The 24,127-nt window shown below is 33.9% G+C and carries 19 protein-coding genes and 1 riboswitch; of the genes, 18 read left to right on the forward strand and 1 reads right to left on the reverse strand.

Translation table 11 applies throughout. From position 1 onward, the window contains the following. Positions 1-12: 12 nt before the first annotated feature. Complete coding sequence (gene metK / locus H0I26_RS06020) at positions 13-1,269, reverse strand: methionine adenosyltransferase (protein ID WP_218701447.1); 1,257 nt, start codon at positions 1,267-1,269, stop codon at positions 13-15. 353 nt (positions 1,270-1,622) lie between these two features. On the opposite strand from metK, the gene H0I26_RS06025 reads away from it, so the two are divergent. From H0I26_RS06025 to H0I26_RS06110, 18 genes are all read left to right on the forward strand, one after another. Beyond that, the gene (locus H0I26_RS06025; RefSeq protein WP_218701448.1) at positions 1,623-4,202 is read left to right on the forward strand and encodes a phosphoenolpyruvate carboxylase; all 2,580 of its coding nucleotides are present in this window, start codon (positions 1,623-1,625) and stop codon (positions 4,200-4,202) included. Positions 4,203-4,459: 257 nt separating this feature from the next. Continuing rightward, positions 4,460-4,582, forward strand: a riboswitch (SAM riboswitch). Positions 4,583-4,698: 116 nt separating this feature from the next. After that, positions 4,699-5,991 (forward strand): O-acetylhomoserine aminocarboxypropyltransferase/cysteine synthase family protein, encoded by a 1,293-nt coding sequence (locus tag H0I26_RS06030; RefSeq protein ID WP_218701449.1) that lies wholly within the window; start codon positions 4,699-4,701, stop codon positions 5,989-5,991. 30 nt (positions 5,992-6,021) lie between these two features. Continuing rightward, on the forward strand, positions 6,022-6,474 hold the full coding sequence (locus tag H0I26_RS06035; protein ID WP_218701450.1) for an OsmC family protein: 453 nt from the start codon (positions 6,022-6,024) through the stop codon (positions 6,472-6,474). Next, positions 6,474-9,869 (forward strand): bifunctional aspartate kinase/homoserine dehydrogenase I, encoded by a 3,396-nt coding sequence (thrA, locus tag H0I26_RS06040; RefSeq protein WP_218701451.1) that lies wholly within the window; start codon positions 6,474-6,476, stop codon positions 9,867-9,869. The genes H0I26_RS06035 and thrA overlap by 1 nt, the downstream gene beginning before the upstream one ends. A 59-nt stretch (positions 9,870-9,928) precedes the next feature. After that, a complete protein-coding gene (locus tag H0I26_RS06045; protein WP_218701452.1) occupies positions 9,929-11,098 on the forward strand; it encodes a trans-sulfuration enzyme family protein in 1,170 nt (389 codons plus the stop codon). 17 nt (positions 11,099-11,115) lie between these two features. Next, positions 11,116-11,406, forward strand: a complete 291-nt coding sequence (locus tag H0I26_RS06050) for a rhodanese-like domain-containing protein (RefSeq protein WP_218701453.1) — start codon at positions 11,116-11,118, stop codon at positions 11,404-11,406. Between the two features lie 190 nt (positions 11,407-11,596). Further along, on the forward strand, positions 11,597-12,616 hold the full coding sequence (locus H0I26_RS06055; protein ID WP_218701454.1) for a homocysteine S-methyltransferase family protein: 1,020 nt from the start codon (positions 11,597-11,599) through the stop codon (positions 12,614-12,616). Positions 12,617-12,618: 2 nt separating this feature from the next. Continuing rightward, positions 12,619-12,900, forward strand: coding sequence for an antibiotic biosynthesis monooxygenase family protein (locus tag H0I26_RS06060; RefSeq protein ID WP_101016895.1), 282 nt, complete (start codon positions 12,619-12,621; stop codon positions 12,898-12,900). After that, on the forward strand, positions 12,900-15,572 hold the full coding sequence (gene metH, locus H0I26_RS06065) for a methionine synthase (protein WP_218701455.1): 2,673 nt from the start codon (positions 12,900-12,902) through the stop codon (positions 15,570-15,572). Before H0I26_RS06060 ends, metH begins: the two co-directional genes overlap by 1 nt. A gap of 305 nt (positions 15,573-15,877) precedes the next feature. Next, entirely contained in the window at positions 15,878-16,834 is a 957-nt protein-coding gene (metF, locus tag H0I26_RS06070) for a methylenetetrahydrofolate reductase [NAD(P)H] (RefSeq protein ID WP_218701456.1), read from the forward strand. Positions 16,835-16,860: 26 nt separating this feature from the next. Beyond that, complete coding sequence (locus H0I26_RS06075) at positions 16,861-17,271, forward strand: RrF2 family transcriptional regulator (protein WP_218701457.1); 411 nt, start codon at positions 16,861-16,863, stop codon at positions 17,269-17,271. Between the two features lie 126 nt (positions 17,272-17,397). Continuing rightward, the gene (locus tag H0I26_RS06080) at positions 17,398-17,649 is read left to right on the forward strand and encodes a DUF2061 domain-containing protein (RefSeq protein ID WP_218701458.1); all 252 of its coding nucleotides are present in this window, start codon (positions 17,398-17,400) and stop codon (positions 17,647-17,649) included. Next, positions 17,649-18,263, forward strand: a complete 615-nt coding sequence (locus H0I26_RS06085; RefSeq protein ID WP_218701459.1) for a phosphoadenosine phosphosulfate reductase family protein — start codon at positions 17,649-17,651, stop codon at positions 18,261-18,263. The genes H0I26_RS06080 and H0I26_RS06085 overlap by 1 nt, the downstream gene beginning before the upstream one ends. A 10-nt stretch (positions 18,264-18,273) precedes the next feature. Then, positions 18,274-19,176 (forward strand): sulfate adenylyltransferase subunit CysD, encoded by a 903-nt coding sequence (gene cysD, locus H0I26_RS06090; protein WP_218701460.1) that lies wholly within the window; start codon positions 18,274-18,276, stop codon positions 19,174-19,176. Between the two features lie 139 nt (positions 19,177-19,315). Continuing rightward, a complete protein-coding gene (locus H0I26_RS06095) occupies positions 19,316-20,563 on the forward strand; it encodes a sulfate adenylyltransferase subunit 1 (protein WP_218701461.1) in 1,248 nt (415 codons plus the stop codon). Between the two features lie 82 nt (positions 20,564-20,645). Next, a complete protein-coding gene (locus H0I26_RS06100; protein ID WP_218701462.1) occupies positions 20,646-22,736 on the forward strand; it encodes a HEPN domain-containing protein in 2,091 nt (696 codons plus the stop codon). A 21-nt stretch (positions 22,737-22,757) separates the two neighbouring features. Next, positions 22,758-23,540, forward strand: coding sequence for a uroporphyrinogen-III C-methyltransferase (gene cobA, locus H0I26_RS06105; protein WP_218701463.1), 783 nt, complete (start codon positions 22,758-22,760; stop codon positions 23,538-23,540). A 5-nt stretch (positions 23,541-23,545) separates the two neighbouring features. Next, entirely contained in the window at positions 23,546-24,127 is a 582-nt protein-coding gene (locus H0I26_RS06110) for a bifunctional precorrin-2 dehydrogenase/sirohydrochlorin ferrochelatase (RefSeq protein WP_101016909.1), read from the forward strand.

The following is a 24,127-nucleotide window of genomic DNA, read 5'->3' on the forward strand; positions in this document are numbered from 1 at the left end:
AAGGAGAAGGTATTATAATCCAAACTCAGCTTTTACTTTATCTACGTAGTCTAATTTTTCCCAAGTAAATAATTCAACATCTAAAGTGATGTCTCCTCCATTTGGTCTTGAAAATGTTTTAGATACAGTTTCGTTTTGTCTTCCCATATGTCCGTATGCAGCAGTTTCGCTATACATTGGATTACGTAATTTTAAACGGTCTTCAATAGCAGATGGACGCATGTCAAATATTTTAGATATTTTATTAGCAATCTCTCCATCAGTCATATTAAATGGGCAAGTTCCGTATGTGTCTACAAAAATCCCCATTGGTTCTACAACTCCAATAGCATAAGATACTTGTACTAACACTTCATCAGCAACACCTGCCGCAACTAAGTTTTTAGCAATATGTCGTGTTGCATATGCAGCACTTCTATCCACTTTACTTGGGTCTTTACCTGAGAAAGCACCACCACCATGGGCGCCTTTTCCTCCGTAAGTATCAACAATAATCTTACGACCTGTTAATCCTGTATCTCCATGTGGTCCACCTATTACAAACTTTCCTGTTGGGTTAATATGGTATTTGATGTCGTCATTAAATAACCCTTGAATAGTTTCAGGTAACTTAGCAACTACTCTTGGTATTAATATGTCAACAATGTCTTTTCTAATTTTAGATAGCATTACGTCATCGACAGCATCAAAATCATCATGCTGTGTAGACACTACAATGGCATCAATACGTTGTGGTGTATTATCATCACTATATTCAATAGTAACTTGACTTTTAGAGTCAGGTCTTAAGTAAGTGATGTCTTTGTTTTCACGACGTAACTCAGCTAATTCAATTAAGATTTTATGAGATAAATCTAAAGCTAAAGGCATGTAGTTTTCAGTTTCACGAGTGGCATAACCAAACATCATTCCTTGGTCACCTGCGCCTTGCTCTTCTTTACTGTCACGATCAACACCACGATTTATATCGTCCGATTGTTCATGTATTGCACTAAACACACCACAAGAATTACCATCAAACATGTATTCGCTTTTTGTATAGCCAATTTTGTTTATAGTATCTCTTGCTATTTTTTGTACGTCTAAATAGGTATTAGATTTAACTTCACCTGCTAATACCACTTGTCCAGTGGTTACTAATGTTTCGCAAGCTACTTTACTGTCTTTGTCAAACGCTAAAAAATTGTCTATTAGAGCATCACTAATTTGATCTGCTACTTTGTCTGGGTGTCCTTCAGACACACTCTCTGATGTAAATAAATACGCCATATTTGTTTTTTAAAATGTATATAATAGATTTGACGAAAGCGTCTAAGGAAGTTTACACTGCCTTTAGCATTTTTTAATGAGGTTGCAATCAGTCAAATCCGTCCTCTTAAATTTATTGAGCTGCAAAAGTAAGAAAATAAAGTAGTTTCTTAGGTTACTTAAAGTTAAAAATAGTTAATTCATTAATTTGAACCAATATTCAATACTGAGTAAATATCAGTATTCGACTTTTAAATTATGTATTTCTTATTAAGAAAACGATTTAGTATGATTATCTGTAAAATCGTGACTTTTAAGATTGTCTTAAGCGATTGTTAGTTAACTTTATAAATTAAATAAACTAAACTAAAGTCATGTCTTTACAACCTAAATTAACACGTTTTAATCAAAATGTATTGTCTAAATATCAAATATATAATGGTATTTTTATGACACTTCCTTTTGATACTATTACGAAAACAGGCGTATTACTTCCTTTGTTTCATGAAACCTGTAAAAACGGATTTGATGGTGGAGATAACCCGACCGTGATTGTCGATACTTTTTTTAAAAAATATCAAGCAAGACGTTCTGATAAAAGTAAAATAGATTTATTATTCCGTTTTATTCAATATATAGAACGCCAAGTGGTATTATTTGATGCTATAGAAGATGCGGCATTCCCCATTGTGAATAATATGGATGGGATCGGTACGCTTCGTAGTTTAAAAGAGAGCGCTGCTGCGGAAGGTAAACTGGATAAATTACGTGAGTATTTGGAAGAATTTAAAGTTAGGATTGTACTAACCGCCCATCCAACACAATTTTATCCTGGAGCAGTTTTAGGAATCATTACAGATTTAACAGAGGCGGTAAAACAAAACGATCTATTGAGAATCAACGATTTGTTGGCTCAGCTAGGGAAAACACCATTTTTTAAGCATGAAAAACCAACACCTTATGATGAGGCAGTTAGTTTAATATGGTATTTAGAAAATGTGTTTTATGATTCTTTCGGAACAATTTACGATTACATCCAACAAAATATTTTTGATGGTCAACATATAGACAACGAAATTATTAATATTGGATTTTGGCCAGGAGGAGATAGAGATGGTAATCCGTTTGTAACACCAGAAATTACGGTAAAAGTAGCCAGAAGGTTGCATGAAACTATTATAAAAAATTACCATAAAGATATAAGAAAGTTAAAACGTAAACTGACTTTTCAAGGGGTAGAAGCACGTGTTTCTAAAATAGAAAGCGAATTATATAAAAAGATTCTTAACGAAAAATCGAGTATTACTTTAGAAGGTTTTGTTTCAGAATTAAAAGAAATTAGACAAATTATAATTGATAAACATCAGTCTTTATATGTTACGGAGATTACCAGTTTGTTAAATAAGTTACATTTGTTTGGATTTCATTTTTCAAGTTTAGACATACGACAAGATAGTAGAGTGCATCACTCAATATTTACAACGATGGTGGATTCTATGATAGAAAATGGAAGTAAAGATATTCCTAGTAATTATCATGAGTTACCAGAAAAGGAGCAAGTCAAACTTTTATCTGAAGTAAAAGGGACAGTCGACCTGTCTTTAATTAAAGACGAAGAAACACTAAAGGCACTTAATACTATAAAAGCTTTAAAGTCCATTCAAGAGACTAATGGAGAGTTGGCAGCAAACCGCTATATCATAAGTAATAACCAAACCACTTTACACGTCATGCAATTGTTTGCTATGCTTAAATTGGTTGCTTTTCAGGATAATTTAACTGTGGATGTTGGACCGCTTTTCGAAACTATTACAGATTTAGAAAATGCACATTTAGTAATGGAAGAGTTGTATACTAATCCTGCTTATGCTAAACATTTAAAAGCCAGAGGAAATAAACAAACAATCATGTTAGGGTTTAGTGATGGGACAAAAGATGGGGGTTATTTAATGGCTAATTGGGCTATTTATAAAGCAAAAGAGCGTTTAACAGCTATTTCTAGAAAATATGATGTTACTGTGATCTTTTTTGATGGGCGTGGTGGACCACCTGCACGTGGAGGCGGAAAAACACATAATTTTTATGCGTCTTTAGGACCAACGATTGAGGATAAAGAAGTACAGTTAACGATCCAAGGACAAACCATTAGTTCTAATTTTGGTACGTTAGATTCGTCACAATATAACTTAGAGCAGTTAATTAGTTCCGGAATTTATAATAGTTTAAGTGATACAGATTTACGTATGATTCCGGAAAATAGAGTGGTGATGGATAATCTTGCAAAGCTTAGTTATGAGGCTTATGTCGATTTTAAAAATCATCCCAAGTTTATATCGTATTTAGAACATATGAGTACCTTAAAATATTATGCGAAAACTAATATTGGAAGTCGACCATCAAAACGAGGGAAGGCAGAAGGTTTAGTGTTTGAAGATTTAAGAGCGATACCGTTTGTTGGGTCTTGGAGTCAATTAAAACAGAATGTCCCAGGATTTTTCGGTGTCGGTACAGCTTTGAAACATTATGAAGATGCTGGCGAATTCGAAAAAGCACAAAAATTATTTCAGACGTCCAGTTTCTTTAAAACATTAATAGAAAACAGTATGATGTCTTTGTCAAAATCCTTTTTTGATTTGACTAAGTATATGAGCGACGATCCTGAATATGGCGCCTTTTGGAATGTGATTTATACAGAGTATAAAACAACAAAACGTCTAATTTTAAAACTTACGGGTTATACAGAATTGATGGAGGAAGAGCCTTCAGGAAAAGCATCGATTAAAGTTAGAGAATCTATTGTGTTGCCATTATTAACCATCCAACAATTCGCTTTAAAGCAAATTCAAGAATTAGAAAAAGCCGATGAAAAGGATACAGAACTAATTGCAGTTTATGAAAAACTAGTAACACGTTCGTTATTTGGAAATATTAACGCCAGTCGTAATTCAGCATAAAATGTAATATAGAGGTTTTGATTTTATATAAAAAGGCAAGCTTGAAAGTATCAAGCTTGCCTTTTGTGTTTTTAACGGAATATATTTTTGCTTAAAGCGTATTTAATAGATTTAAATTCTGTTATGTTAAATATTTTGTAATTTATTGGAAAAATATTCTGTTTTACTTGTTTGTGAATAATATATTTTGCAATATTTGCCTATACAAAGTTCAATATCTTACTGAAAAGGAAGTTTTTAATTTAAAAGTTTCCGTAATGTTATCAAGAAAGGCGGAGGGATAGACCCATCGAAGCCTTAGCAACCCTTAGACTTACTAAGAAGGTGCTAAATTCTACTTAATAGTCGATTCATTAATCGCTCTATTGGATAGATAACTCAAAACTAATTACTATTTGTAATTGGCATATTTCTTTTTAACATTTTTCTATTAAGTACGCTTCTAACGAGGCTTATTTGACTTTTGGTTTAATTTATTAACTCAAAAACTAGAAAAATGAGTACACAAAAATTTGCAACACAAGCGTTGCACGCAGGACACGACACAAGTAAAACAGGAGGAACTAGAGCGGTTCCTATTTATCAAACAACCTCTTATGTGTTTGACGATTCAGATGATGCTGCAGGACGATTTAATCTCTCTGTTCCAGGCTTTATTTACACACGTTTAAACAACCCAACAAACGATATTTTAGAACAACGTATCGCAGCACTAGAAGGTGGTATTGCGGCAGTTGCAACTGCGTCTGGTACAGCAGCAATTTCTACAACATTATTAACCTTGTTAAAAGCAGGCGACCATATTGTGGCATCCAGTAGTTTGTATGGCGGAACGTATAATTTATTAAGTGTAACACTACCAAGACATGGTATTACTACAACGTTTGTAGATCCTTCAGATCCAGAAAATTTTGGCAAAGCAGCACAAGAAAATACAAGAGCAATTTTTGTAGAGTCTTTAGGGAATCCCAAATTGGACGTGTTAGATTTAGAAGCTATTTCTAAAGAAGCAAAAACTGTAAAAGTGCCATTAATTGTAGATAATACAGTGGCAACGCCTTATTTATTAAACCCAATTGCACATGGAGCAAACATTGTCATTCATTCTTTAACCAAATATATTAATGGTAATGGAACATCGCTTGGTGGTATCATTATAGATGCAGGAACATTTGATTGGACTAATGGGAAATTCCCGGAGTTTACAGAGCCATCTGCTGGTTACCATGGTTTAGTGTATAGCGAAGCTATTGGTGCAGCTGCATTTATTGCTAAAGTTAGAATTGAAGGTTTAAGAGATTACGGTGGCGCATTAAGTCCGTTTAACGCTTTTCAAATCATTCAAGGATTGGAAACATTGGAATTAAGAATTTTAAAGCACTCTCAAAATGCTTTAGAACTAGCAAAATGGTTACAAGAACAACCAGAAGTAACTTGGGTGAATTATCCAGGATTACAGACTAGCAAATATAATAGTTTAGCTAAAAAGTACTTGCCAAAAGGACAAAGTGGTGTGGTTACTTTTGGTGTTGATGGCGGTTTTGAATCGGCTAAAAAAATAGCAGATACTACAAAACTATTCTCGCTATTAGCCAATATTGGAGATACAAAATCTTTGATTATTCATCCGGCAAGTACAACGCATCAACAATTAAGTGATGAAGCGCAACAATTAACGGGAGTGACTAAAGACTTAATTAGACTGTCTGTAGGAATCGAAAATATAGAAGATTTAAAAGCTGATTTAAAAGACGCTTTTGTAGTCGTTAAAAAAACAGTTTTAGCTTAAGGCGTTATCTTAATTCAAATTCAAAAAAAGATGAGTGATTTAAAATTTTCAGTTGCAGGAGTAAGTACATCTGCGACACAATTTGTTGGAAAAGCAAGGCAGTTTAAATTAGTAATAGATGAACCCGAAGCTTTAAATGGTACAGACGAAGGCGCTAACCCAGTAGAATATATTCTTGCAGGCTTTGCTGGCTGTGTTAACGTTGTTGGTTATTTAGTAGCAAAAGAGCTTGGTTTTAAAATAGATAAATTGAATATTGAAGTATCAGGAGACATTAATCCAGATAAGTTTTTAGGGATATCAAATAACGAGCGAGCAGGTTTTAAAAATATCGAATTAAAACTAGTGCCAGAAACGACTGCAAGTATTGAAACATTAGTTAAATGGTTAGAAATTGTTGAAGCACGATGTCCCGTTAGAGATAATTTATCTAATAATACACCAGTAAAAATCTCAGTACAAAAAGAATATAATCTTAAGTAATGAAAGGTTTACAATACATAGATAGTATCGATTATGTTACCCAAAGCGATAAGGCAATGACAATAAAGTTGTCTTATCAGCTTTTTGGTAAAGCATTACATACCGCTCCAATTGTATTGATAAATCATGCATTAACAGGTAATAGCAATGTTACAGGTACAGATGGTTGGTGGGCAGATTTGGTTGGCGATGGAAAAGTTATTGACACTAGGGTATATACTGTTTTAGCATTTAATATTCCTGGAAATGGATACGATGGTTTTTTAATTGAAAACTACAAAGATTTTATAGCAAGAGATATCGCGAAGCTGTTTCTTATTGGATTAGAAAAACTAAGTATCGATTCTGTGTATGCCGTAATTGGAGGATCTCTTGGTGGTGGTATTGCATGGGAAATGGCAGTTTTAAAACCCAATTTGGCGACACATTTTATTCCTGTGGCTACGGATTGGAAAGCTACCGATTGGTTAATGGCAAATTGTCAAATTCAAGAACAGTTTTTAGTTAATTCTAAAAACCCAGTGCATGACGCTCGCATGCATGCAATGTTGTGCTATCGTACTCCAGAGTCTTTTAAATCAAGGTTTCAACGTTCTAAAAACGAAACATTAGATTTATTTAATGTCGAAAGTTGGTTGCTTCATCATGGTAATAAGTTACAGGTGCGTTTTCAGTTATCGGCTTATAAATTAATGAATCAATTACTACGTAGCATTGATGTGACTAAAGGAAGAGAATCAAATAACAAGGTGTTAGATGGTATTCAATCTAAAATTACAATTGTTGCGGTAGATTCTGATTTGTTTTTTACTGCTGAAGAAAACCGAGAAACGCAAAAACAATTAGCGTTAACACATCCAAATGTGACTTATAATGAGATTAATTCCATTCATGGTCACGATGCCTTTTTAATAGAGTTCGAGCAACTCGAAAATATAATTAAAGGCATTTTTAAGCCCAAGTTAAAAGAAAAGAAAATGAAGATATTAAAATTTGGAGGCAAATCTCTAGCCAATGGCGAAGGTTTAAATCGTGTTATTTCTATCATAGAAAATAAAGTTAAAGCTGAAGAAAATATAGCTGTTGTTGTTTCTGCAAGAGGAAAAGCAACAGACCAATTGGAGGCTATTCTTGAGAAAGCAGTAAAAGACCAATCTTATGCTGTAGAATTGGAGGCCTTTAAAAAGGATCAAAAAGGAACGGTTTTAGTAGATTTTGAAACCGAATTTTCAAGACTAGATAGTTTGTTTGCAGGTGTACAATTATTAGGTGATTATAGTCAGAAAATTAAAGATGAGGTTTTAGCACAAGGCGAATTAATTTCAGCTAAATTAATTACGGCATTATTACTAGAAAAAAATATTAATGCAAAAGTAGCAGACGCTAGAACGTTAATAAAAACAGATGACACCTTTGGTAATGCAAAACCAATTGATGCGTTGTCTAAGAAGAATGTAGTTGCTTATTTTAAACAAAATAATGGCACTACAGTTAATATTGTTACTGGTTTTATAGCGTCTAATAGAGACGGTAAAACCACAACGTTAGGTCGTAATGGAAGTAATTATACGGCAGCATTGTTAGCTAATTATTTAGATGCTGAAGAGTTACAGAATTACACACATGTTAATGGTATTTATACGGCGAATCCGGATTTAGTAGAAGATGCTAGAAAAATAGAGCGATTATCTTTTACGGAAGCTAATGAGTTGGCTAATTTCGGAACGACTATTTTACATGCAAAAACTATTATTCCTTTAATAGAGAAAAATATTCCGCTTCGCATTCTAAATACGTTTAATCCGGAAGATAAAGGCACAATAATTACAGCACAAAATAAAGATAAAGGCATACGCTCATTATCAGTATTAGATAATGTGGCATTAGTAAATATCGAAGGACGTGGCTTATTGGGCAAGGTTGGAGTTGATGCTAGAATTTTCACAGCTTTAAGTAAAGAGAATATAAGCGTTAGTATTATTTCTCAAGGCTCTTCAGAGCGTGGTATTGGTTTGGTTATTGAAGCTGAACATGCAAATAGAGCCGTTATTGTTTTAGAACAAGAGTTTGAAAACGATTTTTACTCGCAAGACATTAATAAAATTAGTGTTATAGACGATGTGTCTGTCATTTCAATTATTGGTCAAGAGTTAAGCACGTTTCATAAACCGTTTAATGCTTTAATAAAAAATCAAATTATCCCTATTCTTTTTAATAATACCATTACTGGCGAAAATGTGAGTATAGTAGTTAGAAAAAAAGAACTTCATAAAGCTTTGAATGTTATTCATGGAGAGATCTTCGGAATTTCTAAAAAGATAAATTTAGCCATTTTTGGTCATGGTTTAGTCGGTAGCGCATTGGTTAATCAAATTATTGCTTCAGCTGAAGATATTGAAAAAAGAAAAGGCATTAAGCTTAATATTTTTGCGATAGCCAATTCTAGAAAAGCGCTTTTCAGTAAAAACGGCATCGATAAAAATTGGAAAAACACACTAGAAGCAAATGGTGAAAGCTATAAGATTGAAGATGTTTTTCAATTTGCAAAAAAGAATCATTTAGAGAATTTAATAGCTATAGATAACACGTCAAGTTTAGACTTTGTATCCAATTATATTAAGTTGGTGGAGCAAGGTTTCGATTTAGTATCGTCTAATAAAATAGCAAATACTATCGATTTAGAGTTTTATAACCAATTGCGTAATACTTTAGAAAAACACCAAAAAAGTTATTTATACGAAACTAATGTAGGTGCGGGTTTACCATTAATTGATACAATTAAATTATTACATCTTTCTGGCGAAAATATTGTGCGTATTCGTGGCGTGTTTTCTGGATCGCTAAGTTATTTGTTTAATACGTTTTCTTCGGAAGACACCTCGTTTGCAACAGTATTACAACAAGCTTTAGATAAAGGTTTTACAGAACCAAATCCAAGAGAGGATTTAAGTGGGAACGATGTTGCAAGAAAACTATTAATCTTGGCGAGAGAACTAGATTTACATAATGAGCTTAGCGATGTTACTATCGAAAACCTAATTCCAAAACCACTTAGAGAAATTGAAACGGCTAATTTTTTAGAATCTTTAGATGAGATGAATGCTGTTTTTCAGACGAAAAAAGAAGCACAAAAAGAAGGTCATGTATTAAGATATATTGGTGATTTACACGGTGATTTATCACAAGAAAACGGTGCTCAATTAGATGTGAAACTAGAGTCTGTACCTAGTCAATCACCTTTAGGAGCGTTACAAGGTGCCGATTCTATTTTTGAAATTTATACAGAAAGTTATGGTGAAAAACCCATTGTTATTCAAGGCGCAGGAGCAGGAGCATCAGTAACAGCAAGAGGTGTTTTTGGAGATATATTAAGACTAACAGAAAAGAATAATTAAATAAATGTCACGCTGAGCGCAGTCGAAGTGCTTTAATAACTGATTTTAAAAACAAATTAATGGATTCTAATAATTTCGAAACCCAAGCCATAAGAACACAAATAGAACGTTCACAATATTTAGAACATTCTAGTCCGTTGTATTTAACATCAAGTTATGTTTTTGAAGATGCCGAAGATATGCGAGCCTCTTTTGCAGACGAGAAAGACCGTAATATTTACAGTCGTTATTCAAACCCGAATACGTCGGAGTTTATAGATAAAATCTGTAAAATGGAAGGTGCTGAAAGTGGTTATTCTTTTGCTTCGGGTATGTCTGCTATATTTTCAACATTAGCCGCTTTATTAAATGCTGGAGATCATATTATTTCATGTAATAGTGTGTTTGGTTCTACGCAAACCATGTTTAAAAATATTTTACCAAAGTGGAATATTTCTACAAGCTATTTTAAAATCGATGCTATTGATAAAATAGAAAGTCTAATTCTGCCAAGTACAAAAGTAATTTATGCAGAAAGCCCAACAAATCCTGCGGTAGATATTTTGGACTTAGAAGCTTTGGGACGCCTTGCGAAAAAACATAATCTTATTTTAATTATAGATAATTGTTTTGCGACTCCTTATTTGCAGCAACCGATACAATTTGGCGCGGATTTGGTAATCCATTCGGCAACAAAATTAATAGATGGGCAAGGTCGTGTGCTTGGAGGTGTTACTGTTGGTCGTGCCGATTTAATTAAAAAGGTCTACTTGTTTTCAAGAAACACAGGTCCAGCATTATCACCTTTTAATGCTTGGGTATTGTCTAAAAGTTTAGAGACTTTAGCGGTAAGATTGGATAGACATTGTGAAAACGCTCTAAAAGTAGCGACCTTTTTAGAAGGTCATGATAAAGTAAATGTCGTGAAATATCCTTTTTTAAAATCACATCCACAGCATGAGTTGGCTAAAAAACAAATGAAAGCAGGTGGTAATATTGTTGCTTTTGAAGTTAAAGGAGGCATTGAAGCAGGACGACAATTTTTAAATAATATAAAATTATTGTCCTTGTCTGCAAATCTTGGTGATACTAAAAGTATTGTCACACATCCTGCATCAACAACGCATGCAAAGTTAACAGAAGAGGAAAGACTACTAACAGGAATTACTGGTGGTTTAGTACGTGTTTCGGTAGGATTGGAGCATTCAGAAGATATTATAAAAGATTTAAATCAAGCGTTAGCGCTATAAAATATAAAACACAGATTATGAGTAATCATCCAGAATTTAAAAACATTCAAGAGTATCTAGATAAAGGTGCTGTAATATTAGATGTAAGAACAGAAGGCGAGTATAATGAAGGTCATGTAGAGAATTCATTACATATTGTTTTAGATGAGTTGGAATATGAAATAGACCAATTAAAAGCACTTGAAAAACCAATAATAACATGTTGTAGAAGTGGTGCTAGAAGCGAAAGAGCAAAAGAACTTTTAGAAGCAAGCGGCATAGATGTTATTAACGGAGGACCTTGGGAGAATGTAGAGTCTTACCTTTAAACTAATAAAAGGTTTACATCGATTTGTCATTCCTGCTCAGGCAGGAATCCATTATATAATTGAAGTAAAAGACAAGAGTAAATAATTAACGTCAGTTCGAGAGATTTTATGACGAAGGAATAAAATAGTATCGAGAACAAATAATAATACTTAAGGTTTTCTTAGGTGTAGTTGAAATGTAGTATTAAGGATGGCAAATATTAAAGAAGAATTACAAAAACGAATTTTAGTGTTAGATGGTGCTATGGGTACCATGTTACAAGCTTATAAATTTTCTGAAGAGGATTTTAGAGGAGAACGTTTTAAAGATTATGCGTCTCCATTACAAGGAAATAACGATTTGTTATCTATTACACAGCCAGAAGCTATAAAAACCATTCATGGTAAATATTTTGAAGCTGGTGCAGATATTATAGAAACCAATACATTTTCAGGGACCACTATTGCTATGGCAGATTACCAAATGGAAGATTTGGTGTACGAGCTAAATTACCAATCGGCTAAAATAGCTAAAGAAGTGGCGGATGAGTTTACGGCAAAAGAACCGCATAAACCACGCTTTGTGGCAGGTTCAATTGGACCTACAAATCGTACGGCTAGCATGTCTCCAGATGTAAACGATCCTGGTTACAGGGCGGTTACTTTTAACGATTTACGTGTTGCTTACAAACAACAAGTAGAAGCATTAATAGATGGTGGTGCAGATTTACTTTTAGTAGAAACAGTTTTCGATACTTTAAATGCTAAAGCAGCTTTGTTTGCTATTGAAGAAGTTAAAGACGAAAGGAGTATTGATATTCCTATTATGTTAAGTGGTACGATTACAGATGCTTCTGGGCGCACGTTATCAGGTCAAACAGCAGAGGCTTTTTTAATTTCGGTATCACATATTCCATTGTTGTCTGTTGGTTTTAATTGTGCTTTAGGCGCTAATTTATTACAACCACATTTAGAAGCGATTGCTAGTAAAACCGATTTTGCTATTTCTGCACATCCAAATGCGGGCTTGCCAAATGCTTTTGGGGAATACGATGAGACTCCCGAAGAAATGGGAGAGCAAATAGAAGAATATTTAAAAAAGGATTTAATAAATATTATTGGAGGTTGTTGTGGTACAAGTCCAGAACATATTAAAGTGATAGCTTCTATTGCAGCAAAATATACGCCGCGTCGTCATTCTGAACTTGTTTCAGAATCAAATGAAGTTTAAATATGATTTTAGAAGTCGCTATTTTAAATATAAAAGAAGGATTGTCTCAAGAATTTGAACAAACATTTGAGGTTGCTCAAGATATTATTTCTTCAATAAAAGGGTATATCTCGCATCAATTAAAAAAGTGTGTTGAAGAAGACGATAAGTACATATTATTAGTGAACTGGGAAACGATTGAAGATCATGAAATCGGATTTAGACAGTCGGAAGAATACAAACAATGGAAAGCATTATTACATCACTTTTATGAGCCTTTTCCAACAGTAGAACATTATAAATAATGAAAATAAAACAAACGAAATACATGAAATTGTCTGGTTTAGAACCTTTGGTTTTAAACGAAAACAGCAATTTTATAAATGTTGGAGAGCGTACAAATGTGGCAGGTTCTCGTAAGTTTTTACGTTTAATTAAAAACGAAGAGTTTGATGAAGCTCTGGATGTTGCAAGGCATCAAGTTGATGGAGGCGCCCAAATTATCGACATTAATATGGACGATGGTTTAATTGATGGTGTAAAATCCATGGTTCGTTTTTTAAATTTAATTGCTGCTGAGCCAGATATTTGTCGTGTGCCAATTATGATAGACAGTTCTAAATGGGAAATCATTGAGGCTGGATTACAAGTGGTGCAAGGTAAATGTGTTGTTAATTCGATTTCGTTAAAAGAAGGAGAAGAAAAATTTATTTGGGAAGCCAAACAAATTAAGCGTTATGGCGCAGCTGTTATTGTCATGGCTTTTGATGAAGTTGGTCAAGCAGATAATTACGACAGAAGAATAGAAATAGCACAACGGTCTTACGATGTGTTAGTTAACAAAGTGGGTTTTCCATCGGAAGATATTATTTTCGATCTAAATATATTTCCTGTAGCAACGGGAATGGATGAGCACCGGAGAAATGCAATCGATTTTATCGAAGCAACACGTTGGGTGAGACAAAACTTAACCAATGCAAGTGTTAGTGGTGGTGTAAGTAATGTCTCTTTTTCTTTTAGAGGAAATGATGGTGTGCGAGAAGCTATGCACTCGGTGTTTTTATACTATGCCATTCAAGCGGGTATGAACATGGGAATTGTAAATCCAGCCTTGTTAGAGATTTACGATGATATTCCAAAAGATTTATTAGAGCGTGTAGAAGATGTTATTTTAGATAGACGTGAAGATGCTACAGAACGTTTACTTGATTTTGCAGATTCAGTGAAAGGATCTAAAAAAGAGAAGGTGGCCGATTTATCTTGGAGAGAAAATTCTTTACAAGATAGAATTACGCATGCATTGGTTAAAGGTATTGATGCTTTTATTATTGAAGATGTAGAAACAGCGAGACAGCAAGCCGATAAACCTATTGAAGTTATTGAAGGTAACTTAATGGTTGGAATGAATGTGGTTGGAGATTTATTTGGAGCAGGAAAAATGTTCTTGCCACAAGTAGTTAAATCTGCTCGTGTCATGAAAAAAGCAGTATCCTATTTAAATCCATTTATTGAAGCCGAAAAAGGCGAAAAACAAAAAGCTTTAGGTAAAGTGTTAATGGCAACCGTAAAAGGAGATGTGCACGATATTGGTAAAAATATAGTGAGTGTTGTTTTGGGTTGTAATAATTATGAGATTGTAGACTTAGGTGTCATGGTATCTCCAGAGAAAATTATAGCAGCTGCTATAGAAGAAAATGTAGATGTTATTGGATTAAGCGGTTTAATAACGCCATCCTTAGACGAAATGGTGTATTTAGCTAAAGAAATGGAACGTCAAAATTTTGTTGTTCCGTTATTAATTGGTGGTGCAACAACGTCTAAAGCACATACTGCAGTAAAGATTGATACACAATATAAAAATGCAGTTGTACACGTTAATGATGCCTCCAGAGCTGTAACTGTGGTTAGTGATTTATTAAATCCGAAAACGAGTAATCTGTACGTTGCTACACTTAAAAAGGATTATGACGAGTTTAGAACCAAGTTTTTAAAACGAGGTAAAGAGAAGTCATACATCAGTATTGAAAAAGCAAGGGAAGAGAGGTTTAAAATTGATTGGGAAGCTAGCAATATTATAAAACCCAAAGAATTAGGTGTGCAAACCTTAACACAGGTTAGTTTAAAAGAAATTTTACCATTTATAGATTGGAGTCCGTTTTTTAGAAGCTGGGATTTACACAGCAAGTATCCAAATATTTTAACCGATGAAGTAGTTGGTGAACAGGCCACTATTTTATTTGAAGATGCGCAGATTATTTTAAAAGAAATTATAAACAAGCAATTATTAAAACCGAAAGCCATTTTTGGTTTGTTTGAAGCGAATACTATAAATGACGATGATATCTCTATTCAGAAAAAAGGAGAAGAAATAGCTGTTTTTAGAACGTTGCGTCAGCAATTAAAAAAACGAGCAGGAAAACCAAGTTTTGCATTGTCAGATTTTATTGCGCCTAAAGCCACAGGAAGGACCGATTATATGGGGGCTTTTTGTACGGCTATTTTTGGTGCTGATGAGTTGGCTAAAAAATATAAGGATAAGGAAGATGACTATAATGCTATTATGGTACAAGCTATTGCTGATAGATTTGCTGAAGGCTTAGCTGAGTATTTACATAAACAAGTAAGAATAAAACATTGGGGATATGGCGCTGATGAAAATTTATCTAACGACGATTTAATTAAAGAGAGTTATAAAGGTATTCGTCCAGCACCTGGATACCCAGCATGTCCAGATCATTTAGAAAAAGAAACCATTTGGGATTTATTAAAAGTGGAAGAGCAAATAGGCGTAACACTTACCGAAAGTTTAGCCATGTGGCCTGGAGCTGCGGTTTCTGGATATTATTTTGCAAATGAAGAAGCAAAATATTTTGGTTTAGGTAAGATTACAGACGATCAGGTCAAAGATTTTGCGCTAAGAAAAAACATCACATTAGAGAAAGCTAGAAAATGGTTACATCCTAATTTAACAGATTAAACTCCTAGAGAAAGCAGCAGGCTCTTAATAGATAAGAAATACAGGTTTGTAAGGCTGAAAAATGGTTGATAAGTGCGTTAGGGGTTACTCGTTCATTCTTATTTTATTAAATAAGAACTCGTGATTACTTTGTAGTTGAGGTGGTATCCTTTTTTTGCTGCCATATATGGCAAAAAAAGATTTAGCCGAAAGCCTGACATTTTGGGATCCTGCCAGGTTTTTAAAACCTGGCAGGTATGAGTAAAAGGTAACGACCAGAAAATATATAATAATTTAATAAAACACCCATTGTCACGGGGAGATACATGAAAGTAACAGAACACATCACAAAGGGAGAAGGGAAAACACAATTTTCTTTCGAGATTTTACCGCCATTAAAAGGGCAACATATACAGTCGGTTTTTGATAATATTGATCCGTTAATGGAGTTTAAACCTCCATTTATTGATGTCACTTATCATCGGGAGGAGTACGTTTATAAGGATTTGGGTGACGGTTTACTTAAAAAACACGTGGTAAAAAAGCGTCCTGGGACAGTCGGTATTTGTGCTGCAATTCAGAATAAATATAATGTGGATGCGATTCCGCATATTTTGTGTGGTGGTTTTAGTAAGGAAGATACAGAGAATTTTTTAATCGATTTAGATTTTCTAAACATTGAGAATGTCATGGCTTTGCGTGGAGATGCTGTGAAAACAGAAACTTATTTTACACCAGAAAAAGACGGGAATGCTTTTGCTAGTGACTTGGTTAAGCAGGTTTCACAACTTAATCATGCTAAGTATTTAGATGAGGGTTTGCTTAATTGTAGCGCTACAGATTTTTGTATTGGTGTAGGTGCCTATCCCGAAAAACATATGGAAGCACCAAGTTTAGATAGTGATATTCATTTTTTGAAAAAGAAGATTAAAAATGGGGCCGAATATGTCGTGACACAAATGTTTTTTGATAACGAGAAGTATTTTCAGTTTGTTGATAAGTGCAGGGCAGAAGGTATTACAGTGCCTATTATTCCGGGTTTAAAACCTATTTCTACAAGGAAACAACTAAATATTATTCCGCATCGTTTTCATGTGGATTTACCTGAAGCTTTAATTAAGGCTATTATTAAGTGTAAAACGAATGCAGAAGTCAGGCAAGTTGGTGTCGAATGGTGCATACAACAGTCTCTAGAACTTGAAAAATCGGGGATCCCTTTGTTGCATTATTATTCTATGGGAAAAAGTGATAATATAAAAGCGATTGCTGAAGCCATTTTTTAGTAATAAAAAACGCTTACTTTTGTAATATGCTTTCTAAAAAAACAAAATACGGAATTAAGGCACTTACTTTTCTTGCAAAACAAGAGACACATGTGCCTGTTAGAATTGCTACTATTTCTGAAAGTGAAAATATTTCTTTAAAATTTTTAGAAACCATTTTGTTATCGCTTCGTAAAAGTGGTTTTTTAGGGTCTAAGAAAGGTAAAGGTGGTGGGTATTACCTATTAAAAGACCCAAAAGCTATTCCGATGACGGAAGTTATGAGAGTCTTGGAAGGTCCAATAGCTATGGTGCCTTGCGTAAGTTTAAACTTCTATGAGAAATGCCAAGATTGTCCAGAGGAAGAGGTTTGTGCAGTCAATAAAATTATGCTTAAAGTACGTGACAGTACTTTAGAGATTTTTAGAAACACGACACTTTCGGATTTATGTAATTAACAGATTCTCAGTAATAACTTTTTATTTTTTTATTATTCTTATTGATTTATAACATATAATTCTATAGATTTGCATCATTACCCTACTAAGTCTATAGGGTAATGGAAATAAAAGTAAAATACTGATATGGGAAACGTGATAAATTCGCAAGTAAGGTTGGAGAGAGAAGAAGTTTCAACTTCAGAAAATATTAAAAGGAGTTTAGTAAAAACGATAAGTTGGAGAGCAGTTGGTACTATAACGACTGTCGCAATCTCTTATGTAATTACTGGTACAATGGCTTTAGCTTTTTCGATTGGAGGAATAGAATTAGTATCTAAAATGGTATTATACTTCTTTCATGAACGTGCTTGGGAAAAAATTAAATGGGGAAAATAATGAGCTTAGATTTAGATGAAATTAATAAAGAATTAGTAGGTAAAACACCTCAAGAGATTGTGGAGTGGGCCATTAGTGTAGCAGAATCACCTGTGGTAACCACTAATTTTAGGCCTTACGAAGCTGCTATTTTAAAGATAACAAGTGCAACTAAAAAGGACATAAAAGTCATATGGTGCGATACAGGTTATAATACGCCAAATACATATAAACATGCAGAAGAGGTGATTAAAATATTAGATCTTAATGTTAAATTATATGTTCCAAAACAAACTACAGCGCATCGTGATGTTGTTTTAGGAGTGCCAAGTATTGAAGATCCAAAGCACGCTGTGTTTACAGAGCAAGTAAAATTGGAGCCTTTTAAACGTGCCATGACAGAGCATAAGCCAGACTTCTGGTTTACTAATTTACGAAAAGGTCAAACCACTTTTAGAGATAGTATAGATATTGTGTCTCAGGATAAAAATGGGGTTATAAAAGTAAGCCCATTTTATAATTGGACAGATAAAGAGTTAGATGTTTATTTAGAAGAAAACAATTTGCCTAATGAGTTTAAATACTTTGATCCAACGAAACAATTAGAAAATAGAGAGTGTGGATTACATGCTTAAAAAGATAGAAATGATAGATACTTCAAATATAAATCCGTTAGAAAACGAAGCCATATACATAATGCGAGAAGTCGCTGCTCAGTTTGAAAAGCCAGTGCTTTTATTTTCGGGTGGTAAAGATTCCATTACATTAGTACGCTTGGCTCAAAAGGCATTTTACCCAGCAAAAATTCCGTTTCCATTAATGCATATAGATACAGGTCATAATTTTCCTGAAACTATAGAATTTAGAGACCGTTTAGTAAAAGAATTAGGTTTAGAGCTTATTGTAAGAAACGTTCAAGACTCTATTGATGATGGAAAAGTAAAGGAGGAATCGGGACGTTACGCTAGTAGAAATCAATTACAAACGACCACACTTTTAGATGCTATTGAAGAGTTTAAATTTGATGCTTGTATCGGTGGAGCACGTCGTGATGAAGAGAAAGCAAGGGCTAAAGAACGTATTTTTTCTGTTAGAGATGATTTTGGGCAATGGGATGAGAAAAATCAAAGACCAGAATTATTTGATATGCTAAATGGTCAAATTGAATTAGGACAAAACGTACGTGTTTTTCCTATTTCTAATTGGACAGAGTTAGATGTGTGGTCTTATATTCAAAAAGAAAATATTGAGATTCCTTCTATTTATTTTGCACATACAAGAGCTACTTTTTTAAGAGACGGATTAATCTGGTCAGCAGATGATGAGGTTGTGTATAGAGATGAAGAAGAAGAAGTCGTAGACAGAATTGTACGTTTTAGAACGGTAGGAGATATGAGTTGTACGGCAGCGGTATTATCTGAAGCTTCAGATATCTCAAGTGTTGTTCAGGAAATTAGAGACTCTTCTATATCAGAGAGAGGCGCAAGGATCGATGATAAAAGATCTGAAGCAGCAATGGAAAAGCGTAAACAACAGGGGTATTTCTAGAATGTTTTCGAAATAATACAATGCGTGATGCTTTTGGTTATTAACCATTAGCGCTAAATAGAATATATAATAAAATTTAAAAATTAGGTCATTAATTAATAGCAAGTCGCTACATATAATTGACAAAGAGCCCAAAAATATGGACGTTTTAAAAATAGCAACAGCAGGAAGTGTAGATGATGGTAAAAGCACCCTAATCGGGAGATTGCTTTACGATACTAAATCACTAACTACAGATAAGTTAGAAGCTATAGAGAAGAAGAGTAAACAACTAGGTTACGACTATCTTGATTTTTCTTTAGCAACGGATGGTTTAGTAGCAGAAAGAGAGCAAGGTATTACAATAGATGTGGCACATATTTATTTTTCGACAGGAACTAAAAGTTACATTATTGCAGATACACCTGGTCATGTTGAATATACTAGAAATATGGTTACCGGTGCCTCAACATCTCAAGCAGCTATTGTTTTAATAGATGCAAGAAAAGGGGTGATCGAGCAAACTAATCGTCACTTTTTTATCAATAACCTATTGCGTATAAAAACAGTAATTGTGGCGATAAATAAAATGGATTTAGTTGATTTTTCTGAAGAAAGATATAACGAAATCAAAGCTGACTTCGAAGCTTTAATGAGCAAGAGAGATTATCAAGATCAAAGTATTACATTTATTCCAGTAAGTGCGTTAAAAGGAGATAATGTTGTTAATAAATCCGATAATACACCTTGGTATTCTGGTGAAACGTTGTTAGAACATTTAGAAAAAATTGATCAAAAAGATGTGTTTAATGCAGGGACACCGCGATTTCCTGTGCAATATGTTATTCGTCCAAAAACGGAAGAATATCATGATTTTAGAGGATATGCTGGTAAAGTGTATGGAGGCGAGTTAAGTGTTGGTGATGATGTTGTAATCTTACCATCACAAACTAAATCTAAAATTAAAGAGATTCATTTTTACGATCAAAAAGTGCAAACAGCTTCACGACGTTCATCAGTATTAATTACGCTAGAGGATGATGTCAATATTAGTCGTGGTGACATGATTGTTAAAGCTAATGATTTACCAACAATTGATAAACAATTTACGGCAACTATTTCTTGGATGGATTCTCAAAATTTAGCAGCAGGTAATAAGTATGTTATTCAGCATGGTGTTAATAAAGTACTAGCTAAAGTAGATACTATTCACCATAAAATTAATCCAGATTATTCAGGTATAGAGGAGTCTATCCAAGGGTTAGGTATGAATGATATTGCAACTGTGACGTTTAAATTAAACAAACCAGTGTTTTATGATGCCTTTAAAGACCATAGAACAAATGGTTCTTTTATTATCATAGATACCAAATCTAATAATACTGTAGGAGCAGGGTTTATTCAATAGAAATATTGAATACCCAGGGCGCTTAAATACATAAATTTATTTTCATTACCCTATTAAGTCTATAGGAATTATATATAATTAAATGCAGAGCTTTAGAACCGAAATTGAAAACCCTTTAGTACAAAAGGATATAATTGAATTAGCCAATAAGATTGAGCTGTTTAATAACGGAAAAATTGATGAAGAAAAATTTAGAAGTTTACGTTTAGCGCGTGGTGTTTACGGGCAACGTCAGGAAGGTGTACAAATGATTCGTATAAAACTACCTTACGGAAAAGTATTAAGTAACCAATTGCGCCGTATTGCTGCAGTTTCAGATAAATATTCTAGAAGTAGATTGCATATTACTACCCGTCAAGATATTCAAATTCATTATGTAGATTTAAATAGAACTCCAGAACTTTGGGCAGAATTAGAAAAAGACGACGTGACCTTGCGTGAAGCTTGTGGTAATGCAGTTAGAAATGTTACAGCTAGTGAAACAGCAGGGATAGATCGCAACGAGCCTTTTGATGTGTCTCCCTATGCTGATGCTGTTTTTAAATTCTTTTTACGTAATCCAATCTGCCAAGAAATGGGTCGTAAGTTTAAAGTGTCTTTTTCAGGAACGGATGAAGATACAGGGTTGTCATACATGCATGATTTAGGGTTTATTGCTAAAATTGAAAACGGGATTAAAGGCTTTAAAGTGATGCTTGGTGGTGGATTAGGGTCTCAACCAAGACATGCAGATTTGTTTTATAACTTCTTAGCTTCCGATAAAATTATTCCATTAATGGAAGGTGTTTTAAGAGTTTTTGATCGTTATGGTGAACGTAAGAGTCGTGCGAAAGCGCGATTGAAATTCTTAATAAAAGATATCGGTTTAGAAGCATTTAAGGTTTTAGTTGAAGAGGAACAAAATGCAATAGAATTTAAAACAGTTATTATAGATGAAGCAAATTATACAGCCTCAATTCCGGTATCTGTTTCAGTTCCAAAGGTGCATATAAAGGAACAAGAGGCTTTTAATTTATGGAAAGCAACTAATGTTATTCCGCAAAAACAAGAAGGGTATTTTGCTATTGGAATTAAAGTCTTATTAGGGGACTTTTATACTGATAAAGCACGTTTGTTAGCAGATTTGGTAGAGCAATATGCTGCAGGAGAAATTAGATTAAGTTTAAGACAAAATATTGTAATTCCATTTGTAAAAGCAGAGTTGTTGGGGTTTTTCTATACCGAGTTGGAAAAACTTGGATTTACAGAAATTGGATATAATAAGGCAGTAGATATTACAGCTTGCCCAGGAACAGATACCTGTAATTTAGGGATTTCAAGTAGTACAGGAATTGCTGAAGAATTAGAACGTGTTATTAAAACAGAATACCCTAGTTATTTAGAAAATGAAGATTTAGTCATTAAAATTAGTGGTTGTATGAATGCTTGTGGGCAACACAATATGGCAAATATTGGTTTTCAGGGCATGTCTATTCGTACAAAAGATAAATTAGTTGCACCAGCGTTACAAGTCCTTTTAGGTGGAGGTAATTTAGGAAATGGTAATGCTAGTTTTGCAGATAAAGTGGTTAAAGTACCTAGTAGAAGAGGGCCAGAAGCGTTGCGTCGTATTCTTAATGATTATGAAGCAAATGGTAAAGGGTTAGTGTTCTCAGAATATTATAAAGAAAATGGCGAGAAATACTTTTACAATCTACTAACAGATTTGTCTAATGTAGATAATTTGACACAAGAAGATTTTATTGATTGGGGGACGGAAGAAGCATATGTTAAAGCTATTGGAGTAGGAGAGTGTGCTGGTGTTGTTATTGATTTAATTGCAACATTATTTCTTGAAAGTGATGAGAAAATTGAAGAAGCAAAACAGTCTTTTGATAACAAAGTGTATTCTGGTGCTATTTACGAAGCGTACAGATCTATGGTTAATTCCGCGAAAGCGATATTAATTTCTGAAGATATAAAAACAAATACGCAAGCGGGTATAATCAATGATTTTGAAACGTTGTTTATTGATACTAAAAAAATAGACTTAGAAGTGTCTTTTGCAGATTTAATTTATCAAATAAAAGTGTTTCCTCCAACGGAAGCCTTTGCGGCACGATATATAGAAAGTGCTTCGCAGTTTCTGCAGAAAGTAAGAGGTTTTAGAGAAAAAGCAGTGGCTACTGTATAATACTATTAAACATAAAGTTTTATGATACATCCAAAATTAACAGTCGTTGGCGCAGGACCAGGAGATCCAGATTTAATAACATTAAAGGCTATAAAAGCAATACAATCAGCCGATGTTATTTTATATGATGCTTTAGTAAATGCTGATTTATTAGGTTATGCTTCAAAAACAGCAGAAATCATTTTTGTAGGCAAACGAAAAGGATGTTATGCGTATCAACAAAGTCAAATTAATCAATTAATTATTGAACGTGCTTTGCGATTTGGTCATGTAGTCCGCCTAAAAGGTGGTGATCCATTTATATTTGGTCGTGGGGCGGAAGAGTTAGATTATGCTAAGGAATATGCTATAGAAGTGGCTATTGTGCCGGGTATTTCATCATCTGCAGCAGTGCCAGCGTCGCTAGGTATTCCTTTAACCAAACGTAATGCTTCTGAGAGTTTTTGGGTAATTACTGGTACGACTAAATCTCATGAGATTTCGGGAGATATTGCATTAGCTGCACAATCAACAGCAACAATTGTAATTTTAATGGGCATGGGTAAATTATCAGAAATTGTTTCCATTTTTACAGCAGAAGGTAAAGCTGATACAGCAGTTGCCGTTATTCAAAATGGAACTAGAGAAGATGAGAAAGTTGGTATAGGAACCATTAGTACTATTGGAGCCATTGTTAAAGAGAAACAATTGTCATCTCCAGCAATTATCATTATTGGAGAAGTCGTTAATCAGCGTGTTGATTTATCTTCAATGTACGAACAATCAAATTTAGCTTCTAAATTTACACAACCTATTTCAGCTTAAAACTTATGGAAAGAAATAATTTATATCCCGTTTTTTTAAAGGTAAAAAATCTTGAAGTACTTATTATTGGTGGTGGTAATGTCGCTGAAGAGAAACTAACGTTTTTATTAAAGTCTAGTCCAGATGCAAATGTAACGATGGTTTCTCCAATGTTTAGAGAAGGTACTATTGCGATTGCTGATAAGGGGAACGTCACAAGAGTTAACGATACGTATAGCATTAACTATTTGGAAGGAAAACATATGGTGGTTGCAACGACAGATATTCCAGAGGTTAACGTGCAAGTTTATAACGATTGTAGAGCACAAAGCAAATTAGTTAATGTAGCTGATAATCCACCCTATTGCGATTTTTATATGGGAGGTATTGTAACAAAAGGTAATGTGAAGGTTGCGATTTCGACTAACGGAAAATCACCAACAACAGCAAAACGATTACGTCAGTTTTTTGAAGATGTAATACCTGAAAATATAGATGATTTGGTTAAAAATCTTAATGTCTATCGGAAGACTATAAAAGGAGATTTTGAACAAAAAGTAGAGACTTTAAATGAATTTACTAAAGGCTTAGTAGAAAAAATAAAATAA

The organism is Olleya sp. HaHaR_3_96 (assembly GCF_019278545.1).
Classification (GTDB): domain Bacteria; phylum Bacteroidota; class Bacteroidia; order Flavobacteriales; family Flavobacteriaceae; genus Olleya.

Coding starts and splice junctions, on each gene's coding strand:
- metK (WP_218701447.1), bottom strand. CDS start 1,269: ATGGCGTATTTATTTACATCAGAGAGTGTGTCTGAAGGACACCCAGAC.
- H0I26_RS06025 (WP_218701448.1), top strand. CDS start 1,623: ATGTCTTTACAACCTAAATTAACACGTTTTAATCAAAATGTATTGTCT.
- H0I26_RS06030 (WP_218701449.1), top strand. CDS start 4,699: ATGAGTACACAAAAATTTGCAACACAAGCGTTGCACGCAGGACACGAC.
- H0I26_RS06035 (WP_218701450.1), top strand. CDS start 6,022: ATGAGTGATTTAAAATTTTCAGTTGCAGGAGTAAGTACATCTGCGACA.
- thrA (WP_218701451.1), top strand. CDS start 6,474: ATGAAAGGTTTACAATACATAGATAGTATCGATTATGTTACCCAAAGC.
- H0I26_RS06045 (WP_218701452.1), top strand. CDS start 9,929: ATGGATTCTAATAATTTCGAAACCCAAGCCATAAGAACACAAATAGAA.
- H0I26_RS06050 (WP_218701453.1), top strand. CDS start 11,116: ATGAGTAATCATCCAGAATTTAAAAACATTCAAGAGTATCTAGATAAA.
- H0I26_RS06055 (WP_218701454.1), top strand. CDS start 11,597: ATGGCAAATATTAAAGAAGAATTACAAAAACGAATTTTAGTGTTAGAT.
- H0I26_RS06060 (WP_101016895.1), top strand. CDS start 12,619: ATGATTTTAGAAGTCGCTATTTTAAATATAAAAGAAGGATTGTCTCAA.
- metH (WP_218701455.1), top strand. CDS start 12,900: ATGAAAATAAAACAAACGAAATACATGAAATTGTCTGGTTTAGAACCT.
- metF (WP_218701456.1), top strand. CDS start 15,878: ATGAAAGTAACAGAACACATCACAAAGGGAGAAGGGAAAACACAATTT.
- H0I26_RS06075 (WP_218701457.1), top strand. CDS start 16,861: ATGCTTTCTAAAAAAACAAAATACGGAATTAAGGCACTTACTTTTCTT.
- H0I26_RS06080 (WP_218701458.1), top strand. CDS start 17,398: ATGGGAAACGTGATAAATTCGCAAGTAAGGTTGGAGAGAGAAGAAGTT.
- H0I26_RS06085 (WP_218701459.1), top strand. CDS start 17,649: ATGAGCTTAGATTTAGATGAAATTAATAAAGAATTAGTAGGTAAAACA.
- cysD (WP_218701460.1), top strand. CDS start 18,274: ATGATAGATACTTCAAATATAAATCCGTTAGAAAACGAAGCCATATAC.
- H0I26_RS06095 (WP_218701461.1), top strand. CDS start 19,316: ATGGACGTTTTAAAAATAGCAACAGCAGGAAGTGTAGATGATGGTAAA.
- H0I26_RS06100 (WP_218701462.1), top strand. CDS start 20,646: ATGCAGAGCTTTAGAACCGAAATTGAAAACCCTTTAGTACAAAAGGAT.
- cobA (WP_218701463.1), top strand. CDS start 22,758: ATGATACATCCAAAATTAACAGTCGTTGGCGCAGGACCAGGAGATCCA.
- H0I26_RS06110 (WP_101016909.1), top strand. CDS start 23,546: ATGGAAAGAAATAATTTATATCCCGTTTTTTTAAAGGTAAAAAATCTT.